General features: G+C 73.4%; 23 protein-coding genes. 18 read left to right on the forward strand and 5 right to left on the reverse strand.

Annotated features, from left to right (window positions below):
• Nucleotides 1-25 precede the first annotated feature (25 nt).
• Complete coding sequence (hemW, locus tag ABZ885_RS07965) at nucleotides 26-1,255, forward strand: radical SAM family heme chaperone HemW (RefSeq protein ID WP_360184725.1); 1,230 nt, start codon at nucleotides 26-28, stop codon at nucleotides 1,253-1,255.
• Nucleotides 1,256-1,295: 40 nt separating this feature from the next.
• Nucleotides 1,296-1,853: a Uma2 family endonuclease gene (locus tag ABZ885_RS07970; protein ID WP_360184728.1), complete on the forward strand. Its 558-nt coding sequence runs from the start codon at nucleotides 1,296-1,298 to the stop codon at nucleotides 1,851-1,853.
• Here the strand turns inward: ABZ885_RS07970 and ABZ885_RS07975 are convergent.
• Complete coding sequence (locus ABZ885_RS07975) at nucleotides 1,844-2,677, reverse strand: DUF3097 domain-containing protein (protein WP_360184730.1); 834 nt, start codon at nucleotides 2,675-2,677, stop codon at nucleotides 1,844-1,846. The two genes, ABZ885_RS07970 and ABZ885_RS07975, sit on opposite strands and share 10 nt — an antisense overlap.
• A gap of 67 nt (nucleotides 2,678-2,744) precedes the next feature.
• Nucleotides 2,745-3,515 carry a DUF2785 domain-containing protein gene (locus ABZ885_RS07980; protein WP_360184733.1) on the reverse strand — a complete coding sequence of 257 codons (771 nt, stop codon included), beginning with the start codon at nucleotides 3,513-3,515 and terminating at the stop codon, nucleotides 2,745-2,747.
• A 126-nt stretch (nucleotides 3,516-3,641) separates the two neighbouring features.
• Here ABZ885_RS07980 and ABZ885_RS07985 point away from each other — a divergent pair, with 126 nt between their 5' ends.
• Entirely contained in the window at nucleotides 3,642-4,388 is a 747-nt protein-coding gene (locus tag ABZ885_RS07985) for a hypothetical protein (protein ID WP_360184736.1), read from the forward strand.
• Between the two features lie 67 nt (nucleotides 4,389-4,455).
• Here ABZ885_RS07985 and ABZ885_RS07990 read toward each other — a convergent pair whose 3' ends face one another.
• Both ABZ885_RS07990 and htpX read right to left on the reverse strand, forming a co-directional pair.
• Nucleotides 4,456-5,046 carry a hypothetical protein gene (locus ABZ885_RS07990; protein WP_360184738.1) on the reverse strand — a complete coding sequence of 197 codons (591 nt, stop codon included), beginning with the start codon at nucleotides 5,044-5,046 and terminating at the stop codon, nucleotides 4,456-4,458.
• A 30-nt stretch (nucleotides 5,047-5,076) separates the two neighbouring features.
• Nucleotides 5,077-5,997, reverse strand: a complete 921-nt coding sequence (gene htpX / locus ABZ885_RS07995) for a zinc metalloprotease HtpX (RefSeq protein ID WP_360184741.1) — start codon at nucleotides 5,995-5,997, stop codon at nucleotides 5,077-5,079.
• A gap of 262 nt (nucleotides 5,998-6,259) precedes the next feature.
• Between htpX and hrcA the strand changes: the two genes are divergently transcribed.
• The 15 genes from hrcA to era all read left to right on the forward strand — a co-directional run bounded on the left by hrcA (nucleotide 6,260) and on the right by era (nucleotide 20,668).
• The gene (gene hrcA, locus ABZ885_RS08000; protein ID WP_360184743.1) at nucleotides 6,260-7,294 is read left to right on the forward strand and encodes a heat-inducible transcriptional repressor HrcA; all 1,035 of its coding nucleotides are present in this window, start codon (nucleotides 6,260-6,262) and stop codon (nucleotides 7,292-7,294) included.
• A gap of 73 nt (nucleotides 7,295-7,367) precedes the next feature.
• Complete coding sequence (gene dnaJ / locus ABZ885_RS08005) at nucleotides 7,368-8,513, forward strand: molecular chaperone DnaJ (RefSeq protein ID WP_360184746.1); 1,146 nt, start codon at nucleotides 7,368-7,370, stop codon at nucleotides 8,511-8,513.
• Nucleotides 8,514-8,665: 152 nt separating this feature from the next.
• The gene (locus ABZ885_RS08010; RefSeq protein WP_360184748.1) at nucleotides 8,666-9,415 is read left to right on the forward strand and encodes a 16S rRNA (uracil(1498)-N(3))-methyltransferase; all 750 of its coding nucleotides are present in this window, start codon (nucleotides 8,666-8,668) and stop codon (nucleotides 9,413-9,415) included.
• Nucleotides 9,416-9,541: 126 nt separating this feature from the next.
• Nucleotides 9,542-12,808 carry a PDZ domain-containing protein gene (locus tag ABZ885_RS08015; protein ID WP_360184751.1) on the forward strand — a complete coding sequence of 1,089 codons (3,267 nt, stop codon included), beginning with the start codon at nucleotides 9,542-9,544 and terminating at the stop codon, nucleotides 12,806-12,808.
• Nucleotides 12,809-12,923: 115 nt separating this feature from the next.
• Nucleotides 12,924-13,667, forward strand: coding sequence for an RDD family protein (locus ABZ885_RS08020; RefSeq protein ID WP_360184754.1), 744 nt, complete (start codon nucleotides 12,924-12,926; stop codon nucleotides 13,665-13,667).
• A gap of 58 nt (nucleotides 13,668-13,725) precedes the next feature.
• A complete protein-coding gene (locus ABZ885_RS08025) occupies nucleotides 13,726-14,079 on the forward strand; it encodes a histidine triad nucleotide-binding protein (protein WP_360184757.1) in 354 nt (117 codons plus the stop codon).
• Between the two features lie 5 nt (nucleotides 14,080-14,084).
• Nucleotides 14,085-15,008 carry a ribonuclease Z gene (locus ABZ885_RS08030; RefSeq protein WP_360184759.1) on the forward strand — a complete coding sequence of 308 codons (924 nt, stop codon included), beginning with the start codon at nucleotides 14,085-14,087 and terminating at the stop codon, nucleotides 15,006-15,008.
• Nucleotides 15,009-15,289: 281 nt separating this feature from the next.
• Nucleotides 15,290-16,324 (forward strand): PhoH family protein, encoded by a 1,035-nt coding sequence (locus ABZ885_RS08035; RefSeq protein WP_360184789.1) that lies wholly within the window; start codon nucleotides 15,290-15,292, stop codon nucleotides 16,322-16,324.
• 14 nt (nucleotides 16,325-16,338) lie between these two features.
• Nucleotides 16,339-16,833, forward strand: a complete 495-nt coding sequence (gene ybeY, locus ABZ885_RS08040; protein WP_238741059.1) for an rRNA maturation RNase YbeY — start codon at nucleotides 16,339-16,341, stop codon at nucleotides 16,831-16,833.
• A 19-nt stretch (nucleotides 16,834-16,852) separates the two neighbouring features.
• Nucleotides 16,853-18,178, forward strand: a complete 1,326-nt coding sequence (locus tag ABZ885_RS08045; protein WP_360184762.1) for a hemolysin family protein — start codon at nucleotides 16,853-16,855, stop codon at nucleotides 18,176-18,178.
• 32 nt (nucleotides 18,179-18,210) lie between these two features.
• Nucleotides 18,211-18,447 (forward strand): hypothetical protein, encoded by a 237-nt coding sequence (locus tag ABZ885_RS08050; RefSeq protein ID WP_360184764.1) that lies wholly within the window; start codon nucleotides 18,211-18,213, stop codon nucleotides 18,445-18,447.
• A gap of 12 nt (nucleotides 18,448-18,459) precedes the next feature.
• A complete protein-coding gene (locus tag ABZ885_RS08055; protein ID WP_360184766.1) occupies nucleotides 18,460-18,999 on the forward strand; it encodes a DUF4383 domain-containing protein in 540 nt (179 codons plus the stop codon).
• Between the two features lie 75 nt (nucleotides 19,000-19,074).
• The gene (locus ABZ885_RS08060) at nucleotides 19,075-19,428 is read left to right on the forward strand and encodes a cytidine deaminase (RefSeq protein ID WP_360184769.1); all 354 of its coding nucleotides are present in this window, start codon (nucleotides 19,075-19,077) and stop codon (nucleotides 19,426-19,428) included.
• A gap of 93 nt (nucleotides 19,429-19,521) precedes the next feature.
• Nucleotides 19,522-19,680 carry a hypothetical protein gene (locus ABZ885_RS08065; RefSeq protein WP_360184770.1) on the forward strand — a complete coding sequence of 53 codons (159 nt, stop codon included), beginning with the start codon at nucleotides 19,522-19,524 and terminating at the stop codon, nucleotides 19,678-19,680.
• Between the two features lie 58 nt (nucleotides 19,681-19,738).
• Nucleotides 19,739-20,668 (forward strand): GTPase Era, encoded by a 930-nt coding sequence (gene era, locus ABZ885_RS08070; RefSeq protein ID WP_360184772.1) that lies wholly within the window; start codon nucleotides 19,739-19,741, stop codon nucleotides 20,666-20,668.
• A 16-nt stretch (nucleotides 20,669-20,684) separates the two neighbouring features.
• On the opposite strand, the gene ABZ885_RS08075 is transcribed toward era, so the two are convergent.
• Nucleotides 20,685-20,951 (reverse strand): protealysin inhibitor emfourin, encoded by a 267-nt coding sequence (locus tag ABZ885_RS08075; protein ID WP_360184774.1) that lies wholly within the window; start codon nucleotides 20,949-20,951, stop codon nucleotides 20,685-20,687.
• Nucleotides 20,952-21,005 lie beyond the last annotated feature (54 nt).

The following is a 21,005-nucleotide window of genomic DNA, read 5'->3' on the forward strand; positions in this document are numbered from 1 at the left end:
TCGGGCCGTACGGGACAATGGGGTCATGCCCTCCGCACTCCCCGACGGCGAACCCGTGCCGTCCGACGGTTCCCTGCCCGCTCACGCCCTCGCCGGGCTCGGGTCGCGGCCGTTCGGCTTCTACCTGCACGTGCCGTACTGCGCGAGCCGCTGCGGGTACTGCGACTTCAACACCTACACCGCCACCGAGCTGCGCTCCTCCGGGGCCGTCGCCTCGCAGGAGACGTACGCCGACAACGTGGTCGCCGAGATCCGGCTGGCCCGGCGGGTCCTCGGCGACGCGGACGTCCCGGTGCGGACCGTCTTCCTCGGCGGCGGCACGCCCACCCTGCTGCCCGCCCGGGACCTGGTGAAGATGCTCGCCGCGATCCGCGACGAGTTCGGGCTCGCCGACGACGCGGAGGTCACCACCGAGGCCAACCCCGAGTCGGTCGACCCCGCCTACCTCGCGGAGCTGCGGGCCGGCGGCTACAACCGGATCTCCTTCGGCATGCAGTCCGCCCGCCCGCACGTGCTGCGGCTGCTCGACCGGCACCACACCCCGGGCCGCCCCGAGGCCTGCGTCGCCGAGGCCCGCGCGGCCGGCTTCGAGCACGTCAACCTCGACCTGATCTACGGCACCCCCGGCGAGTCCGACGACGACTGGCGGGCCTCCCTGGACGCCGCGATCGGTGCCGGGCCGGACCACGTCTCCGCGTACTCGCTGATCGTCGAGGACGGCACCAAGCTGGCCGCCCGGGTCAAGCGCGGCGAACTCCCGATGATCGACGACGACGTGCACGCCGACCGCTACCTGATCGCCGAGCAGGCGCTCACCGCGGCCGGCTACTCCTGGTACGAGGTCTCCAACTGGGCCACCACCCCGGAGGGCCGCTGCCGCCACAACGAGCTGTACTGGACCGGCGCCGACTGGTGGGGCGCCGGGCCCGGCGCGCACAGCCACGTCGGCGGCGTCCGCTGGTGGAACGCCAAGCACCCGGCCGGCTACGCCCGGGCGCTCGCCGAGGGCCGCACGCCCGCCCAGGGGCGCGAGGTCCTGGCCGAGGAGGACCGTCGGGTCGAGCGCATCCTGCTCGAACTGCGCCTCGCCGAGGGCATCCCGCTCACCCTCCTCACCGGCACCGGCCTGGCGGCCGCGGCCCGCCACCGCGAGGACGGCCTCCTCGCGCCGGAGCCGTACGCCGCCGGCCGCGCCGTCCTCACCCTCCAGGGCCGGCTGCTGGCGGACGCGGTCGTGCGTGACCTGGTGGACTGACTTTCGTTAACGTGGTGTCAGCCGTCGGAGGGAGCGTGCGATGACCGCCATCGATGATCGGATGACCGGGATCTTCGAGAACCTGGAAGTGCCGGAAGGCGTCAAGGCCGAACTCATCAGGGGGGAAATCGTGATGATGGCCGGGCCGGACATGGTCCACAACCTCATCCTCGAGTCGATCGTCGACCAGATCCCACGTGCACGCTGGCACCGGCTCCAGACCCAGGACGTGGCGTTCGCCCATGAGGCGAGCGAGCCGCAGCCGGACCTGGTGGTGATCGAACGGGGCGCGGTCGAAGCCCCCGGGCGGCTGATCCCGTCGGCGGCGGTGACGCTGGCCGTGGAGGTCGTGTCCAGGACCAGCGCGCACCGCGACTACCACGTCAAGCGGGAGATGTACGCGAGGGGAGCGATCCCGTCCTACCTGATCGTCGACCCGATCAAGGGACAGTGTCTGCTGCTCACGGAGCCGCGCGCGTTGACGCCTTCCGGCGAGCCGGACTACTGGTCCAAGCGCACCACGAAGTTCGGCGACCCGATCGCGCTGGAGCTCCTGGGCATCACCCTCGACACCTCGGAGTTCCAGACCTACTCCTGACCCGGCGGGGTGACGAAGTCGATCAGCTCCTCCACCCGGCCCAGCAGCTCCGGCTCCAGGTCCTTGTAGGAGTCGACCTTCGACAGGATCCGCTTCCAGGCGGCGGGGGTGTCCACCGGCCAGCCGAGGCGGCGGCAGACGCCCTCCTTCCACACCTCGCCGCGCGGGACGACGGGCCAGGCGGGGATGCCGACGCTGGCGGGCTTCACGGCCTGCCAGACGTCGATGTAGGGGTGCCCGACCACCAGGACGGCGTCGCCGGTGACCCGGGCGGCGATCCGGTGCTCCTTGGTGCCGGGGAGCAGGTGGTCGACCAGGACGCCGAGCCGGCGGCCGGGGCCGGGGGCGAAGTCGGCGACGATCGCGGGCAGGTCGTCGATGCCCTCCAGGTACTCGACCACCACGCCCTCGATCCGCAGGTCGTCGCCCCAGACCCGCTCGACCAGCTCGGCGTCGTGCCGGCCCTCGACGTAGATCCGGGACTCCCGGGCCACCCGGGCGCGGGCGCCGGGAACGGCCACCGAGCCGGACGCGGTCCGGCCGGGCGGGCGCGAGGGCGCCGGAGCGGCGGGCCGGACCAGGGTGACGGCCTTGCCGTCCAGCAGGAAGCCGCGCGGCACCAGCGGGAAGACCCGGTGCTTGCCGAAACGGTCCTCCAGGGTGACGGTGAACCCCTCGGCGGTCTTCTCGCAGCGCACCACGGCCCCGCAGAAGCCGGTCGCCGCCTCCTCCACCACGAGGTCCCGCTCGGCGGGCACCTCGGGGGCGGGCCTGTGCCTCTTCCACGGCGGGGTCAGGTCGGGTCCGTACGGGCGGCTGCGCATTCCACGGAGTCTACGAGGCGTCAGACCCGGTGGCGCTCGGCCGCGGTGGGTGCCGGGCGCAGGGGGCTCAGCCGAGGTAGTACGAGGTGTTGACGGCCAGGACCTCGGCGAGCCGCCCGCGGAGGGCGGCCGCGTGGCGGAGCGTCACCGGCTCGGCCCCGGGCACCGGCCGCACGCCGCGGTCCGCGAGCAGGTACACCACCCGCAGGGTCCGCAGCGTGTTGGACACGGTCGCGGGCACGACACCGGGCCGGCGCCGGCCGGTCGCGGCGATCGGGTCCAGCCAGGCCAGCGCCTGCCGCTCGGTCAGCTCGGGCCGGGTCAGGACGACGGCGACGGCCCGGCCGAGCCGGTCGTCCTCCATGGCGTCCAGGACGTGGCCGGTGGGCGCCAGCAGCCGGGCGGCGGCCAGCTCCAGCAGCGACGCCGGGTCGGCGACCAGCGGGCTGCGGCCGAACGCGGCCAGCAGGTCGGCGCCGTGCGCCACCGCGTGCAGCCAGCCGAGCCGCTCGTCCCAGCCGCGCAGGTCGGTCTCGGCGGGGTACCAGCGGGCGAAGGCGTCCCGCCAGGCCGGGCGGTACGCGCCGGCGTCGACGACCTCGGCGAGGACCAGCGGGGCGAAGGTGCGGGCCTGGATCTCGGGGTCGGCCAGCCGCCCGGCCATCTCGTCGCCGAGCGCGGACAGCTCCGGCGCGGCGAGCCGGGGGACCCAGCGGCACAGCTGCTCGTACGCGAGGCCGTCGCGGATCTCCGGGTCGGCGGAGCGCAGCGCGGCGCTGACCTCGGCCAGCAGGGCGGGGGTGGGCTCGGCCGACTCGATCTCGTTCCAGTTGATCACGGCCGGACCCTAGGGGCCGGCGCGCCCGCGGGCCACCGGTTTTCGGCGCGCCCGGGGCCGGGTGAGCACCCGGGGGCGTCCCTGTGGGAGAGTGCGGGCGATCACGAATCCCAGGGGGGTGGATCAGTGCGTGCACGTCATCTCACGGCGGCCGTGGCCGTGCTGGCGGTGCTCGGCGTCCCGGCCTGCTCCGCCGGCTCGCAGGACCGTCCGGCGACCGGTGCGACGTCCGTCGCGGCGGCCGGTGCGGCGCCCGGCCGGGTGCCCCTGCAGGACCGGCTGCGCGCCGGCCTGCTGACCGGGGACCGGCTGCCCCAGGGGTTCCGGCTGAACACGGCGGAGGTCGAGTCGACGACGACCGGGGCTCCGCACGGCCCGGCGTCCGCCGTCCCCATCGCGTCGATGCCGTGCTCCGAACTCGGCGTGGAGTCCTTCATGACGGCGCACGCCCCGCCCGCGGAGGACGTGGCGGTGGGGCTGGACCGGGAGCCGGTCGATCACGACGACCTCGGCTGGTCCGGCCAGGAGGCCCTCGACCGGTACCCGCCCGGGCAGGCGGCCGAGGTCATGGCCGCCATCCGCGGTGCCGCCGCGCGCTGCGCCTCGTACACCAACACGCTCTCGGACGGGACGCCGCTCCAGGAGACCGTCTCCGTCACGGCGGCCGGGGTGCCGGCCGACGACGGCCTGCTGCTCCACGTCACGTCGGTCTTCCCGGGCGGCACGAACCGTTTCGTGGACGAGACCGCCTTCGTCCGTACGGGTGATGTGATCCTCATGGTGCAGGAGGTCGCGGAGGAGAAGCCGTCGGCGGACACGGAGACCGTCCTCTCGGCCGCGGTGGCGGCGTACCGTTCCGCCGCCGCCGGCTGACGCCCCGGACCGCAGCCCCGCTGACCGCAGCCCGGTCCCTCAGCCCGGACCCGCCACCCCGCGGACCTCAGCCCCCCATGCCCGGGGCGCCCCAGACCGGGAACCAGCGGGTGAGGTCCTTCTCCAGCCGCAGGTCGTTCCCGAGCATCGCGTTGACCTGCAGCTCCAGCGGGCTGTTCCGCTTCTCCCCGCCGCCCGGGACCGGCGCGAAGGGGTAGAAGGTGCCGCGCTTGTACAGGTAGACCAGCGCCAGCGGCTGGCCCTCGTCGTTGCGGAACGCGACCAGCGAGCAGAGCAGCTGGGGCCCGAAGCCGTTCGCCTCCAGCTCGCTGTTGACCGCGTGCAGGTCGTTGACCAGGTCCGGCAGCTCCTCGGGCGTGTGCCGGGCGAGCAGCCAGGAGTAGCCGTAATCGTCCTTGGAGGCCTCCACCGGGACGCCGCCGCGCTCGGTGTCGGCGTCCAGCAGGGCCCGTACCTGCCGCTCGACCTCGCCGAACGCCCCGCCCTCGACCGAGGCGAAGCAGACCGAGCCGGTGCCGGTGGGCCGGAAGCCGGCCGCCGCCTCCAGGGTCAGCGCGGCGGACGGCACGCCGAACAGCTGGTCGAGGTCGGGCTTGACCGGCTTGGTGCGGCCGAAGAGCGCGTCCAGGATTCCCACGGCGGTCCTTCCGGTTCCGGAGGAGGCGGTTCAGCGGCCGAGCTCGGCCGAGATCTTGGCCAGCTGCTCCAGCCGCCGCTCCAGCGGCGGGTGGGTGGAGAGCAGCTGCGAGGCGGCGTCCCGGGCGCTCAGCGCCGGGGCGAAGTAGAAGGCGTTGTACGGCTGGGCCTTGCGCAGGTCCTTCGTCGGGATCGCGGCGATCTGGCCGGTCACCTTGGTCAGCGCCGAGGCGAGCGCGCTGGGCCGGCCGGTGAGCTGGGCGGCGGCCCGGTCGGCGGCCAGCTCGCGGTAGCGGGAGAGCAGCCGGGTGAGCAGGAAGCTGATCGCGTACACCACCATCGACACCAGCGGGATGACCAGCGCGACGATCGCGGCGTTGGAGTCGTTGTTGTTCCGGCCGCCGCCCATGAACCCGCCGTACACGGCGATCCGGGTCATGGCCCCGGCGAGCACCCCGAGGAACCCGGCGACGGTCATCACCGCGACGTCCCGGTGGGCGACGTGCGACAGCTCGTGCGCCAGGACGCCCTCCAGTTCCTCCGGCTCCAGCCGCCGGAGCAGGCCGGTGGTCACGCAGACCACGGCGTTCTGCGGGTTGCGGCCGGTGGCGAAGGCGTTCGGCATGTCGTTGTCGGCGACGGCGACCCGGGGCTTGGGCATGTCGGCGAGCGCACAGAGGCGGTCCACGGTGCCGTGCAACTGCGGGTACTGCTCGGGGGTGACCCGGTGGGCGCCCATCGCCCGTTCGGTGATCTTGTCGCTGAACCAGAACTGGGCCACGAAGAGCCCGCCCGAGATCAGCACGATCAGCGGCCAGGCCCCGCGCAGCAGCGCGATCAGCAGGCCGGTGAATCCGACGTACAGCAGCCCGATCACGAACATCGTCCCGACCATCCGGCCGGTCAGGCCGCGGTCCGGTGCGAAGCGGGTGTGCTGGCCCGAGGTGGACATCGCTGCTCCTCCGTTCGCCGTCCGCTTTCGATGCTGCCACCCGGACGGGCGCGGGGCATCACCCGCGCGCCGCCCGGTGCGGGCAGGATCACCCCGGGCGGGCCGTTCCTGCCGTCGGACCCGGGCCTTACACTGGCAGGTACGGTCCTGGCACTCGTGTGTTCAGAGTGCCAAAGCCGGGGCCCGCCCAGTGCGGCCCGCAGCAAGGCGATACGGACACATGTCACATCGGACAACGTGCGAAGACGGAGGTGCGTGCCCCATGGCCGGTGAGGTCCGCCAGCTGGACGACCGCAAGCTCGCGGTGCTTCGCGCCATCGTCCAGGACTACGTGGGCACCGAGGAGCCGGTCGGCTCCAAGGCGCTGGTCGAGCGGCACAACCTCGGTGTGTCCCCGGCCACGGTCCGCAACGACATGGCCGCGCTGGAGGAGGACGGTTACATCCACCAGCCGCACACCAGCGCCGGGCGGATCCCCACCGACAAGGGGTACCGCCTGTTCGTCGACCGGTTGGCCGAGGTCAAGCCGATGAGCGCGCCCGAGCGGCGGGCGATCCGGCACTTCCTGGACGGCGCGGTCGACCTGGACGACGTGGTGGCCCGTACGGTCCGGCTGCTCGCGCAGCTGACCCGGCAGGTCGCGGTGGTCCAGTACCCCTCGCTGTCCCGCTCCACCGTGCGTCACATCGAGCTGGTCGCGCTGGCCCCGGCCAAGGTGATGCTGGTCCTGATCACCAACACCGGCCGGGTCGAGCAGCGGCTCGTGGACTGCCCGGGCACGGTCGGCGAGACCGTCCTGGCGGACCTGCGCGCAAAGATCAACACCAGGGCCGTCGGCCGGCGCCTCCCGGAGGTGCCGGGGCTGCTGGAGGAGCTGCCCGCCCAGTTCGAGGCGGCCGACCGGCCGACCGTCACCACCGTCCTGGCGACGCTGTTCGAGGCGCTCGCCGAGCAGAACGAGGAGCGGATCATGCTGGCCGGCACGGCCAACCTGACCCGCTTCGGCCACGACTTCCCGCTCACCATCCAGCCGGTGCTGGAGGCACTGGAGGAGCAGGTCGTCCTGCTCCGCCTCCTGGGTGAGACCGCGGACGCCGGGATGACGGTCCGGATCGGCCGGGAGAACGCCTACGAGGGGCTGAATTCCACCTCCGTCGTCTCGGTCGGTTACGGTTCGGGCGACGAGAGCGTGGCCAAACTGGGTGTGATCGGTCCGACCCGGATGGACTATCCGGGCACAATGGGGGCGGTGCGAGCGGTGGCACGGTACGTGGGCCAGATCCTGGCCGAGTCGTAGGAACGGCCACCGTCGGAATCGGCGGTGGTACCAGTCGCAAGCACTTCAACAGGCGGAACAAGCGGAGCATTTGGTGGCCACGGACTACTACGCGGTACTCGGCGTCCGACGGGATGCGGGGCAGGACGAGATCAAGAAGGCGTTCCGGCGCCTGGCGCGCGAACTGCACCCGGACGTCAACCCGGACCCGAAGACGCAGGAGCGGTTCAAGGAGATCAACGCCGCCTACGAGGTGCTCTCCGATCCGCAGAAGCGCCAGGTCTACGACCTCGGCGGCGACCCGCTGTCGCCCAACGGCGGCGGCGGGGGTACGGGCGGCTTCGGCGCCGGCGCGGCCGGCTTCGGCTTCTCCGACATCATGGACGCCTTCTTCGGCGCCGCCTCCGGCCAGCGCGGCCCGCGCTCGCGGACCCGGCGCGGCCAGGACGCCATGATCCGGCTGGAGATCACCCTGGAGGAGGCCGCCTTCGGCACCACCAAGGAACTCCAGGTCGACACCGCCGTCACCTGCACCACCTGCAGCGGCGAGGGCGCCGCGCCCGGCACCTCCGCGCAGACCTGTGACATGTGCCGCGGCAAGGGCGAGGTCTCCCAGGTCACCCGGTCCTTCCTGGGCCAGGTCATGACCTCCCGTCCCTGCCCGCAGTGCCAGGGCTTCGGCACCGTCGTGCCGACCCCGTGCCCCGAGTGCGCCGGCGACGGCCGGGTCCGCGCCCGCCGCACCCTGACCGTCAAGATCCCGGCCGGTGTCGACAACGGCACCCGGATCCAGCTGGCCGGCGAGGGCGAGGTCGGCCCCGGCGGCGGCCCGGCCGGCGACCTCTACGTCGAGATCGCCGAGACCACCCACAACGTCTTCCAGCGCCGCGGTGACGACCTGCACTGCACCGTCACCATCCCGATGACGGCCGCCGCGCTCGGCACCCAGGTGCCGCTGCAGACCCTCGACGGGCTGGAGGAGGTCGACATCCGGCCCGGCACCCAGTCCGGCCAGTCGATCCCGCTGCACGGCCGCGGCATCACCCACCTGCGCGGCGGCGGCCGGGGCGACCTGATAGTGCATGTCGAGGTGCAGACGCCCACCAAGCTCGACCCCGAGCAGGAGGAGCTGCTGCGCCGTCTCGCGGTGCTGCGCGGCGAGGAGCGGCCCTCGGGCCAGTTCGCGCCGGGCCAGCAGGGGCTGTTCTCGCGCCTGAAGGACGCCTTCAACGGCCGCTGACGGCCGTACCGGCGCCCGGTGACCCCCGCGGGTCACCGGGCGCCGTCGTTCCACCGCACCCGGCCTCCGCGGCCCCGGCTGCCGCACCCCCGCCCGTGCGACCCGGCCACCGGACTTCCGACCCTTCAGCATCCCGACCCCCAGGACCCGCCATGACCGCGCCCGTGTTCGTCGTCGAGACCGCGCAGCTCGCCACCGCCGCCCCCGGCGCGGTGGTCCGCCTGGACGGCCCGGAGGGGCGGCACGCCGCCGCGGTGAAGCGGCTGGAGGCCGGCGAGGCGGTGACCCTCGCGGACGGGCTGGGCCTCGGCGCGGACGGCACCGTCGCGGCGGTGCACGGCAAGGACGCGATCGACGTGACCGTGGCCGCCGTCCGCCGCGAGCCCGAGCCGGCCCCGCGGATCGTCGTCGTCCAGGCGCTGCCCAAGGGCGACCGCGGCGAGCTGGCGGTGGAGACCATGACCGAGGTCGGGGTGGACGTGGTGATCCCCTGGGCCGCCTCCCGCTGCATCACCCAGTGGAAGGGCGAGCGCGGCGCCAAGGCGCTCGCCAAGTGGCGGGCCACCGCCCGCGAGGCGGGCAAGCAGTCCCGCCGGCTGCGCTTCCCCGAGGTCCGCGAGCCGATGACCACCCGGCAGCTGGCCCCCGTCCTGGCCGGGGCGGCGCTGGCGGCGGTGCTGCACGAGGAGGGCGCCGAACCGCTGGCCGGTGCTGATCTGCCGGGCACCGGGGACATCGTGCTGGTGGTCGGCCCCGAGGGCGGCGTCTCCCCGGACGAGCTCGCCGCCTTCGCCGAGGCCGGCGCCCGGCCGTTCCGGCTCGGCCCCTCCGTGCTGCGCACCTCCACGGCGGGCGTGGCCGCCGGCGCCCTGCTGCTGGGCCGCACCGGCCGCTGGAGCTGAGGACCCGCCGGAGCCGGCGGCTGTCCGGGCCGGCGAGCGCCCCCGACGTGGGCGGGCGTCCCCCGCGCGGGTCGGCTGTTCCGGAAATGCCGGTGCATCGTGCGCGTACCTGCCTAGGCTGGCCGTGTGAGCGAAACCCGGAGCACCTCAGCGGGCGCCTACCTGCGCCACCCTCACCTGCACGGTGACCTGGTCACCTTCGTGGCCGAGAACGACGTCTGGCTCGCCCCGCTGGACGGCGGCCGGGCCTGGCGGCTGACGGCCGATCACGTCCCGGTCCGGCGGCCGCGGTTCTCCCCGGACGGCCGGTACGTCGCCTTCACCTCCACCCGGGACGGTGCGCCCGAGGTGCACGTCGCCCCGGTGGACGGCGGCCCGTCCCGCCGGCTGACGTACTGGGGCAGCGACCAGACGCAGCTCCAGGGCTGGACGGCCGACGGCCGGCCGGTCGCCACCACCTCCGCCGGGCAGGCCACCCTGCGCCGCACCTGGGCCCACGCGGTGCCGCTGGACGGCGGCGAGCCGGTCCGGCTGCCGTACGGGCCGGTCGGCGGCCTGGCCTCCGAGCCGGGCGGCGACCGGACGCTGCTGGTCTCCGCCTTCGGCGCGGAACCGGCCTGGTGGAAGCGGTACCGCGGCGGCCGGGTGGGCAAGCTCTGGATCGGCGCCGAGGAGTTCGTCCGGATCCACCAGGAGCTCGACGGGCACATCGAGTCCCCGCTCTGGGTGGGCCGGCCCGGCGCGTCCCGGATCGCGTTCCTCTCCGACCACGAGGGCGTCGGCGAGCTGTACTCCAGCCTCCCGGACGGCACCGACCTGCGCCGCCACACCACCTCGCCGGAGGGCTTCTACGCCCGCACCGCCACCACCGACGGCACCCGGGTGGTCTGGCACAGCGCCGGCGACCTCTGGCTGCTCGACGGCCTGGACGGCCCGGACCAGGCGGCCGCCGCCGAGCCGCGCCGGCTGGACGTCCGGCTGGCCGGTCCGCGGGCCGGCCGCCGCCCCCGCCCGGTCCACGCGGCCCACTGGCTGGAGACCGCCGCCCCCGACCGCACCGGCCGGGCCGGCGCCGTCGTGGTCCGCGGCACCGTGCACTGGCTGACCCACCGGGAGGGCCCCGCCCGGGTGCTGGACGAGACGCCGGGCGTGCGCGGCCGGCTGGCCCGGGTGGTGCCCGGCGAGGACGGCGCCCAGGGGGTGCTCTGGGTGACCGACGCCGAGGGCGACGACGCGCTCGAGTACGCCCCCGCCGTGCTGGGCACCGAGCGCCGCCGGCTGGCCGCCGGGCAGCTCGGCCGGGTCCGCGGCCTGCTGGTGTCGCCGGACGGCAAGCAGGCCGCGGTCGGCTCGCACGACGGCCGGGTGCTGCTGGTCGCGCTGGCCGACGGCGCCGTGCACGAGCTGGCCCGCAGCACCGACGGCGAGGTCTCCGGGCTGGCGTTCAGCCCGGACTCGGCCTGGCTGGCCTGGTCGCAGCCGACCCCGGGGCTGGGCGCGTTCTCGCTGCGCCAGATCGTGCTGGCCAACCTGGCCACCCGGACGGTCGGCGAGGTCACCCCGCAGCGCTTCGTCGACACCTCGCCCGCGTTCACCGCGGACGGCAAGCACCTGGCCTTCCTCTCGGTGCGCAACTTCGACCCGGTCTACGACTCGCACGTCTTCGACCTGTCCTTCCCGAACGGCTGCCGCCCGTACCTGGTCACGCTGGCCGCCGACACGCCGTCCCCGTTCGGGCCGCAGCGCGCCGGGCGGCCGGTCGGCGGCGAGGAGGACGAGCCGCGGGGCAAGAAGACCGACGGCGAGGAGGGCTCCGCCGACACGCCGCCGGCCACCCGGGTCGACCTGGACGGCATCGCCGACCGGATCATCCCGTTCCCGGTCGAGGGCGGCCGGTTCGGCAGCCTGAGGGCGGCCAAGGACGGCGTGCTCTGGACGAGGGTCCCGCTGCTCGGCGAGCTCGGCGACGAGGCGGCCTCGCTGGAGGACGAGCGGCCGCGCCCGGCCCTGGAGCGGTTCGACTTCCGCAAGCGCCGCGCCGAGCACCTGGTCGACGGCCTGGACGGCTTCGCGGTCAGCGGCGACGGCACCCGGCTGGCCGTCCTGGACGAGGGCGAGCTGCGGATCGTCCCCGCCGACCACAAGGCGTCCGGGGACGACGACGAGATCGCGGTCGACCTGGAGCGGCTGCGCGTCACCGTCGACCCGGCCGCCGAGTGGCGGCAGATGTTCGACGAGAACGGCCGCCTGATGCGCGACAACTTCTGGCGCCCCGACCTCGCCGGCGTCGACTGGGACGGCGTGCTCGCCCGCTACCGGCCGCTGGTGGACCGGCTCGGTTCGAAGGACGACCTGGTCGACCTGCTCTGGGAGGTGCACGGCGAGCTGGGCACCTCGCACGCCTACGTGCTGCCGCACGGCGTCCACACCGAGGCGGCCCGCCGGCAGGGCAAGCTCGGCGCCGACCTGGTCAAGGACGGCGAGGTCTGGCGGATCGCCCGGATCCTGCCCGGGGAGTCCTCCGACCCGCGGGCCCGCTCGCCGCTGGCCGCGCCCGGCGCCGCCGTCCGCCCGGGCGACGCCGTCCTCGCCGTCAACGGCCGCCCGGTCGACCCGGTCACCGGCCCGGCGCCGCTGCTGGCCGGCACCGCCGGGCAGCCGGTCGAGCTCACCGTGGCCGGCAAGGACGGCACCGACCAGCGCCACCCGGTGGTCGTGCCGCTCGCCGACGACGAACCGCTGCGCTACCACGACTGGGTGGCCGGACGGCGGGCCGTCGTCCGGGAGCTGTCCGGCGGCCGGCTCGGCTACCTGCACGTCCCCGACATGCAGGTGGCGGGCTGGGCGCAGATCCACCGCGACCTGCGCTCGGAGATGGCGAAGGAGGGCGTGGTCGTCGACATCCGGGAGAACCGGGGCGGCCACACCTCGCAGCTGGTGATCGAGAAGCTGGCCCGCCGGATCGTCGGCTGGGACGTCGCCCGGGACATCGCCAGCCCGGTGCCCTACCCCGGCGACGCCCCGCGCGGGCCGGTGGTGGCGCTGGCCGACGAGTACTCCGGCTCGGACGGCGACATCGTCAACGCCGCGATCCAGGCGCTGGGGCTCGGCCCGGTGGTCGGCACCCGGACGTGGGGCGGCGTGATCGGCATCGACAGCCGGTACACGCTGGTCGACGGCACCCTGGTGACCCAGCCCAAGTACGCCTTCTGGATGGAGGGCTACGGCTGGGGAGTGGAGAACCACGGCGTCGACCCGGACGTCGAGGTGCCGATCGCGCCGCACCAGTACGCGGCCGGGGAGGACCCGCAGCTCGCCGAGGGCGTCCGGATCGCCCTGGCCGCACTCGCCGAGACCCCGGCCAAGGCTGCGCCGCCGCTGCCCTGGGAGTAGCCGGCCGGCGAGCGGCGGAGCGGGAGGCCGGACGGGCCGGTCTCCCGCTCCGGGCGGTGAGTAGGATGCGGGGCTGTTCTTGATCACCGCATTCAGCATTCACGGGGGCACGGCAATGGCACAGGGATATCCACCGGGTTCGTACGGTCAGCAGCAGTACGCGCAGAACCCGTACGGCCAGAACCCCTACGGCCAGGAACCGTACAACGGGCAGCCGCAGCAGCCGTACCCGCCGCAGCAGCCGTACCCGGGCCAGCAGCCGTACCCGGGCCAGCCCCCGTACCAGCAGGCCCCGCAGTACCAGCAGCCGTACCCGCCGCAGCAGCAGTACCAGCAGGCCCCGCCCCACCAGGGGCAGCAGCCGTACCCGCAGCCCGCGCCGTACCCGGGGCAGCCCCACGGGCACGCGCCCCGGCCGGACGCCGCCCGGGTGCCCCGGCCGAAGGAGGCGAGCGGGTTCCGGCGCTACCCGGCGATCCTCGTCGACTGGCTGGTCGCCGTCGTGCTGGGCTTCGTCGCCGCCAAGGCCGCCGCCGGTTCGAAGGCCGACCACGCCGGCGCGTACTTCGGCACCCTCCTCGCGGTCGGCTTCGGCGTCTCCTTCGTCAACCAGGTGGTGCTCGGCCGCCTCGCCGGCTTCAGCGTGGGCAAGGGCCTGATGGCGCTCCGGGTGATCCGCAAGAAGGACGGCAGCCGCCCGAACACCCGCCGGCTGACCAAGCGCTGGGCGCTGGGCTTCGTCATCATCGCGGTCTCCCTGATCACCGAGGACTTCGAGGACGACGAGTTCATGGGTGTCCGCGCGGTCCGCTGGAAGCACCTGCGGGAGTACCAGCAGGCGACCGGGCGGCTCGGCTAGCATGCGGCCGTACGCCCCGACCTCCGTTCGTTCCGACCGACCCCGCGAGGAGACCCCGATGGCCGGAGAGCCGCAGCCCGACTGCCTGTTCTGCAAGATCGTGGCCGGCGAGATCCCGGCCACCGTGGTGCGCAAGACCGAGCGCATCCTCGCCTTCCGCGACATCGCCCCGAAGGCCCCGACCCACGTCCTGGTCATCCCGCACGTCCACTACCCGAACGCCGCCGCGCTGGCCGCCGCCGAGCCGGAGATCGCCGGCGAGCTGCTCGCCGAGGCCGGCCGGGTCGCCGAGGACGAGGGGCTGGCGGACTACCGGCTGATCTTCAACACCGGGGCCGGCGCGGGCCAGACCATCTTCCACGCCCACGTCCACGTGCTCGGCGGCATTCCGATGACCGAGCGCATGGTCTGACCGGCGTGTCCCAGCGCGAACTCGTCGTCCTCGGCACCGCCAGCCAGGTGCCGACCCGGCACCGCAACCACAACGGCTACCTGCTGCGCTGGGACGGCGAGGGCCTGCTGTTCGACCCCGGCGAGGGCACCCAGCGGCAGATGCTGCACGCCGGGGTCTCCGCCACCCAGATCACCCGGATCGCCGTCACGCACTTCCACGGCGACCACAGCCTGGGGCTCGCCGGGGTGGTCCAGCGGATCAACCTGGACCGGGTGCCGCACCCGGTGGACGTCTACTTCCCGGCGTCCGGCGAGGTCTACTTCGAGCGGCTGCGGTACGCCACCGCGTACCACGAGACGGCCGTGCTGCGCCCGCGCCCGATCGAGGAGCCGGGACCGCTGCCCGCCCCCGGCGCCCGGTTCGCGCTGGACGCCGTCCGGCTCTCGCACCCGGTCGAGTCCTTCGGCTACCGGCTCACCGAGCCGGACGGCCGCCGGCTGGTGCCCGAGCGGCTCGCCGCCCTGGGCATCGCCGGCCCGGACGTCGGCCGGCTCCAGCACCAGGGCGCGATCGAGCGGGACGGCCGGCGGGTCACCCTGGACCAGGTCAGCGAGCCCCGGCCCGGCCAGCGCTTCGCCTTCGTGATGGACACCCGGCTCTGCGAGGGCGTCCACGAGCTCGCCGAGGGCGCCGACCTGCTGGTCATCGAGTCGACCTTCACCGACGCCGACGCCCGGCTCGCCGAGGACCACGGCCACCTCACCGCCGGCCAGGCCGCCAAGGTCGCCGCCGAGGCGGGGGCCCGCACCCTCGTCCTCACCCACTTCTCCCAGCGCTACCCGGACCTCGGCCAGCACCTGGCCGACGCACGCAAGCACTTCGACGGCCCGATCGTGCTTGCCGAGGACCTCGCCCGGGTATCCGTACCGCCCAGACGACTGCCGTGAGGCCGGGTCGCCGGCGGGCGGAAAACCGCTCGCGCCGCCCCGCGATCTGCCGGAGCATCGTCGGGTGCGGCCCGGCCGCCCGCCGCGGCGATCACGCTCGCGGCGTACCCTGGTGCCCCGGAGAGACCGAGCGGCCCACGAGACACGGAATGGGATGAGGCAGGCCCCAGCGCCGACCTATGAGTGACACATCGCAGACCCGTACGAACGGACAGTCGCGGCCCGACCCGGCCGACGACGGCCGTGTCAGCGCCCGGATCGTCATCCCCGAGAAGCACCCGATGGTCACCCTGCTCGGCACCGCGGACTCGCTGCTCCGGGTGATCGAGCAGGGCTTCCCCGCCGCCGACATCCACGTCCGCGGCAACGAGGTGACCGCCACCGGGGAGCGCGCCGAGGTCGCCCTCGTCCAACAGCTCTTCAACGAGATGATGCTGGTGCTGCGCACCGGCCAACCCCTGACGGAGGACTCCGTGGAGCGCTCCATCGCCATGCTCCGGAGCGCCGCGGACGACCCGGACAGCCCGGCGCCGTCCCAGGTGTTCACCGCGAACATCCTGTCCAACCGGGGCCGCACCATCCGCCCCAAGACCCTCAACCAGCAGCGCTACGTCGAGGCGATCGACAAGCACACGATCGTCTTCGGCCTCGGCCCCGCGGGCACCGGCAAGACCTACCTGGCCATGGCCAAGGCCGTCCAGGCCCTCCAGGCCAAGGAGGTCAACCGGATCATCCTGACCCGCCCGGCCGTCGAGGCGGGGGAGCGGCTGGGCTTCCTGCCCGGCACCCTCTACGAGAAGATCGACCCGTACCTGCGCCCGCTCTACGACGCGCTGCACGACATGATGGACCCGGACTCCATCCCGCGCCTGATGGCGGCCGGCACCATCGAGGTCGCCCCGCTCGCCTACATGCGCGGCCGCACCCTCAACGACGCCTTCATCATCCTCGACGAGGCCCAGAACACCTCGCCCGAGCAGATGAAGATGTTCCTCACCCGCCTCGGGTTCAACTCCCGGGTGGTCGTCACCGGCGACACCAGCCAGATCGACCTCCCCGGCGGCACCCGCAGCGGCCTCAAGGTCGTCCAGGAGATCCTGGCCGACGTGCCCGACATCCACTTCTCCGTCCTCACCAGCACCGACGTGGTCCGCCACAAGCTGGTCGGCCGGATCGTGGACGCGTACGAGCGCTGGGACGCCCGGCAGGAGGCCGGGGAGAGCACCCCGCAGGCCGCCCGCAAGACCGCCCAGCGCCGGCCCGGCAAGACCACCGCGCCGCGCGCACCCCGACAGTCCCATCGCACCGAAAGCTGAGTAACCAGCCCGTCATGTCGATCGACATCGCCAACGAGTCCGGTTGGGACGCCGACGAGGAAGCCATCCTCGACGTCGCCCGCTACGCCCTGGACAAGATGCGGATCCACCCGCAGTCCGAACTGTCCGTGATCCTGGTGGACGGTGCGGCGATGGAGGAGCTGCACATCCAGTGGATGGACCTCCCGGGCCCCACCGACGTGATGTCCTTCCCGATGGACGAGCTGCGCCCCGGCAAGGAGGGCGAGGAGCTGCCGCAGGGCCTGCTCGGCGACATCGTGCTCTGCCCCGAGGTCGCCGAGCAGCAGGGCAAGGCGGCGCCGTCCAAGCACTCGATGGACGAGGAGCTGCAGCTGCTCACCGTCCACGGGGTGCTGCACGTGCTCGGCTACGACCACGAGGAGCCGGACGAGGAGGAGGAGATGTTCGGCCTCCAGAAGGCGATCCTCGACGGCTGGCGGGCCGGCCGCGGCCTCGGCGGCATCTCCCCCGCCCCCACCACCCACTGAGCGCGGAGCCCGAACCCCTGTGAGTGGTGAGAGTACGAGCTTCATCCTCGGTGCCGTGCTGCTCGTCGTCCTCGGCTGGCTGGCCGCGTGCGCCGAGGCGGGCATCTCCCGGGTCTCCCGGTTCCGTGCGGAGGAGGCGGTCCGCGCCGGGCGGCGGGGCTCGGCCCGGCTGCTGACCGTGGCCTCCGACCCGATCCGCTACCTCAACCTGGCCACCCTGATCCGGGTGGCCAGCGAGATGGGGGCGGCCGTCCTGGTCACCGTCGTCTGCGTGCGGAACCTGGACACCACCTGGCAGGCCGTGCTGCTGGCGTTCGGCGTGATGGTGCTGGTGTCCTTCGTCGCGGTCGGCGTCTCGCCGCGCACGATCGGGCGCCAGCACCCGCTGACCACCTCGACCGCGGCCTCCTACGTGCTGCTGCCGCTGGCCGCGGTGCTCGGCCCGATCCCGCGGCTGCTGATCCTGCTCGGCAACGCGCTGACCCCCGGCAAGGGGTACAAGGAGGGCCCGTTCGCCTCCGAGGCGGAGCTGCGCGCCCTGGTCGACCTGGCCGAGAAGAACGACGTGATCGAGGACGAGGAGCGCCGGATGGTGCACTCGGTCTTCGAGCTGGGCGACACCATCGTCCGCGAGGTGATGGTGCCGCGCACCGACCTGGTGATGATCGAGCGGCACAAGACCGTCCGGCAGGCGCTCACCCTGGCGCTGCGCTCCGGCTTCTCGCGCATCCCGGTGGTCGGCGACAACGAGGACGACGTGGTCGGCATCGTCTACCTCAAGGACCTCGTGCGCCGCACCCACATCAACCGGGAGTCCGAGTCCGAGGAGGTCGGCACCGTGATGCGGCCGGCCGTCTTCGTCCCGGACTCCAAGGCGGCCGGCGACCTGCTGCGCGAGATGCAGCAGCGCCGCTCGCACGTGGCGATCGTGATCGACGAGTACGGCGGCACCGCCGGGCTGGTCACCATCGAGGACATCCTGGAGGAGATCGTCGGCGAGATCACCGACGAGTACGACCGGGAGATCGCGCCGGTCGAGGACCTCGGGGACGGCTCCTACCGGATCACCGCCCGGCTGCTGGTCGAGGACCTCGGCGAGCTGTTCGGCATCGAGCTGGAGGACGAGGACGTCGAGACCGTCGGCGGCCTGCTCGCCAAGCACCTCGGGCGGGTGCCGATCCCGGGCTCGTCCTGCGAGATCCCGGTTCCCGAGGCGGCGGTCACCGACCTGACCGGGATCCGGCTCATCGCGGAGAGCTCCGCCGGCCGCCGCAACCGGGTCGGCTCCATGGTCGCGACCCCGGTGAGCCGCTCCGCCGACTCCGGCGAGGACTTCGGCGAGTAGCGTCCCGGCCGCCGCGGGGCGACGATGAGGGCATGACTCATCTACTGCGTGCGGAGTACGGCCCGCAGGGCGCGGCGGGCGGGGCCACGTCCTGGCACGTGGTGCGGGACGGCGATCCGGCCACCGCGCTGTGCGGGCGCACCATGCCGGACGACGCCGAGACCCGGCCGGAGCAGGAGTGGGGGACCGGGCTCCGGTGCTGCCAGCAGTGCGGCTCGTTGTACATGCACGAGGTGCCGCACATGCAGGGAAGCCACCCCTACAGCTAGGCGGAGGTCACCATGAAGCTGCAAGACGAACTGCCCGTCGACCACAAGCTCGTCACGGTCTGGCGGATCGGGGCGGGGCTCGGGGGGGTCTTCCTGATCGTGTTCGGCTGCCTCGGGCTGGCCGGCCACTCGGGCTTCCTGAACACGACCGGTGACGAGGTCGCCGGGCTCTCCACCAACGGGGCGCTCAGCATCCTCTCCATCGTGGCGGGCGGGGTCCTGGTGCTCGGCGCGGTGATCGGCGGGAACGTCGCCGCCAACGTGAACATGGCGGTGGGCGTGCTGTTCGTGCTCTCCGGCTTCTACGGGCTGACGGTGCTCGGCCGGCCGGACGCCAACATCCTGAACTTCCGGATGTCCAACGTGCTGTTCGCCTTCATCTTCGGGCTGGTGATCACCACCTTCGGGATGTACGGGCGGGTCAGCAGCCACCTGCCGCACGACAATCCGTACTGGCGCAAGCGGGCCGAGGGCGAGGAGCCGCTGCCGTCCGGTCCCAAGACCTTCGTGAAGGTGTTGCGGCCCGGGCCGCCCAACCCGATCGGCCACTGAGCCGTTGATCAGCTGAGCCACTGAGCCACTGAGCCACTGGGCCGCCGGCCGGGGCCGCGGCCTATGCTCGGCGGCATGAGTGACATCGTCGAGCTCGACCCCGAAGACAAGAAGATCATCACCCTGGCCCGCTCCGCCCGCGCCCGCAACGGCGTCGCTGAGGGGGCCGCGGTGCGTGACGAGACCGGGCGCACCTACGTGGCCGGGACGGTGGCGCTGGAGTCGCTGCGGCTCAGCGCGCTGCAGACGGCGGTGGCGATGGCGGTGGCCAGCGGCGCGAAGTCGCTGGAGGCGGCGGCCGTGGTGAGCGAGGCGGGCGAGCCGGCCGAGGCCGACCTGGCGGCGGTGCGTGACCTCGGCGGGGCCGGGACGCCGGTGCTGCTGGCCGGGCCGGACGGGGTGCTGAAGGTGTCGGCCGAGGCCTGCTGAGGCCTGCCGGGCGGCCCGGCGAAGCGCCGGCACACGTGCCCGTGTGTTCAGCCGATAATCTCACCGAGGGGTTTCGGTGAGGGGGCTGGGTACATGGGGGCGATGGCGTTCTTCGCCGGGCTGCTGCTGTTCGTGATGGGGATGGGCAAGTGGCAGGAGACCGGCTCGCCCTGGTGGCTCTGGGGCTCGCTCGCCTTCCTCCTGCTGGTGGTGGTCACCGCGCTCACCTCACGCCCCGGCGGCAAGGGCTGACACCGGCCGGCGGCGGGCCCGGACGGCAGCGCTCCGTCCATCAGGGAGAATGGTGCGCATGAGTGCCCCTTCCTCCTCGTACCGCTCCGGCTTCGCGTGCTTCGTCGGCCGGCCCAACGCGGGCAAGTCGACCCTGACCAACGCCCTGGTGGGGACGAAGGTCGCGATCACCTCCGACCGCCCGCAGACCACCCGGCACACCGTCCGCGGCATCGTGCACCGCCCGGACGCCCAGCTCGTCCTGGTCGACACCCCCGGCCTGCACAAGCCCCGCACCCTGCTCGGCGAGCGCCTCAACGACCTGGTCCGCAGCACCTGGGCCGAGGTCGACGTGATCGGCTTCTGCCTGCCCGCCGACCAGAAGCTCGGCCCCGGCGACAAGTTCATCGCCAAGGAACTCGCCGAGATCAAGAAGACCCCCAAGGTGGCCATCGTCACCAAGACCGACCTGGTCGACTCCAAGCGGCTGGCCGAGCAGCTGATCGCGATCCATCAGCTCGGCGTCGAGCTGGGCATCGAGTGGGCCGAGATCATCCCGGTCTCCGCCGTCGGCGACAAGCAGGTGGACCTGGTCGCCGAGCTGATCACCAAGCTGCTCCCCGAGGGCATGCCGCTCTACCCGGACGGCGACCTCACCGACGAGCCCGAGCAGATCATGGTCGCGGAGCTGATCCGCGAGGCGGCGCTGGAGGGCGTCCGGGACGAGCTGCCGCACTCGCTGGCCGTGGTGGTCGAGGAGATGCTCCCGCGCGAGGGCCGCCCCGCGGACCGCCCGCTGCTGGACATCCACGCCAACGTCTACATCGAGCGGCAGAGCCAGAAGGCCATCGTGATCGGCGCCAAGGGCTCCCGGCTCAAGCACGTCGGCACCACCGCCCGCAAGCACATCGAGGCGCTGCTCGGCACGCCGGTCTACCTGGACCTGCACGTCAAGGTGGCCAAGGACTGGCAGCGGGACCCGAAGCAGCTGCGCAAGCTGGGCTTCTGACGCGCCGTCGCGGGCCTCAGCTCCCCTCGCGCAGCACCAGGGAGACCAGCTCCCGCTGCGAGTCGGTGAGCTTGGGGTCGGCGCAGTGCACGGTGCGGCCGTCCACCGTGATCTCGTAGTGGAAACCGTCCGGCACCCCGTACGAGGGTGCGCGCAGCCCGCCCGCGACGGCCTCGCGGGCGAGTGCGTGCACGTGCGGGGCGTCCGTCCGCTCGGTGGTGTCGAGCTCCGCGTGGCGGACGATGCCCGCGAGGCCGCCGGTCCGGGTCACCTGGATACGCATGGTGTCCATGGTGCTACGCAGGGATGGTTGTTTGCCGGGTTTTTTCCGGACCTT

Origin of the sequence: Kitasatospora sp. NPDC047058 (assembly GCF_040643935.1) — a bacterium.
Lineage (GTDB): Bacteria > Actinomycetota > Actinomycetes > Streptomycetales > Streptomycetaceae > Kitasatospora.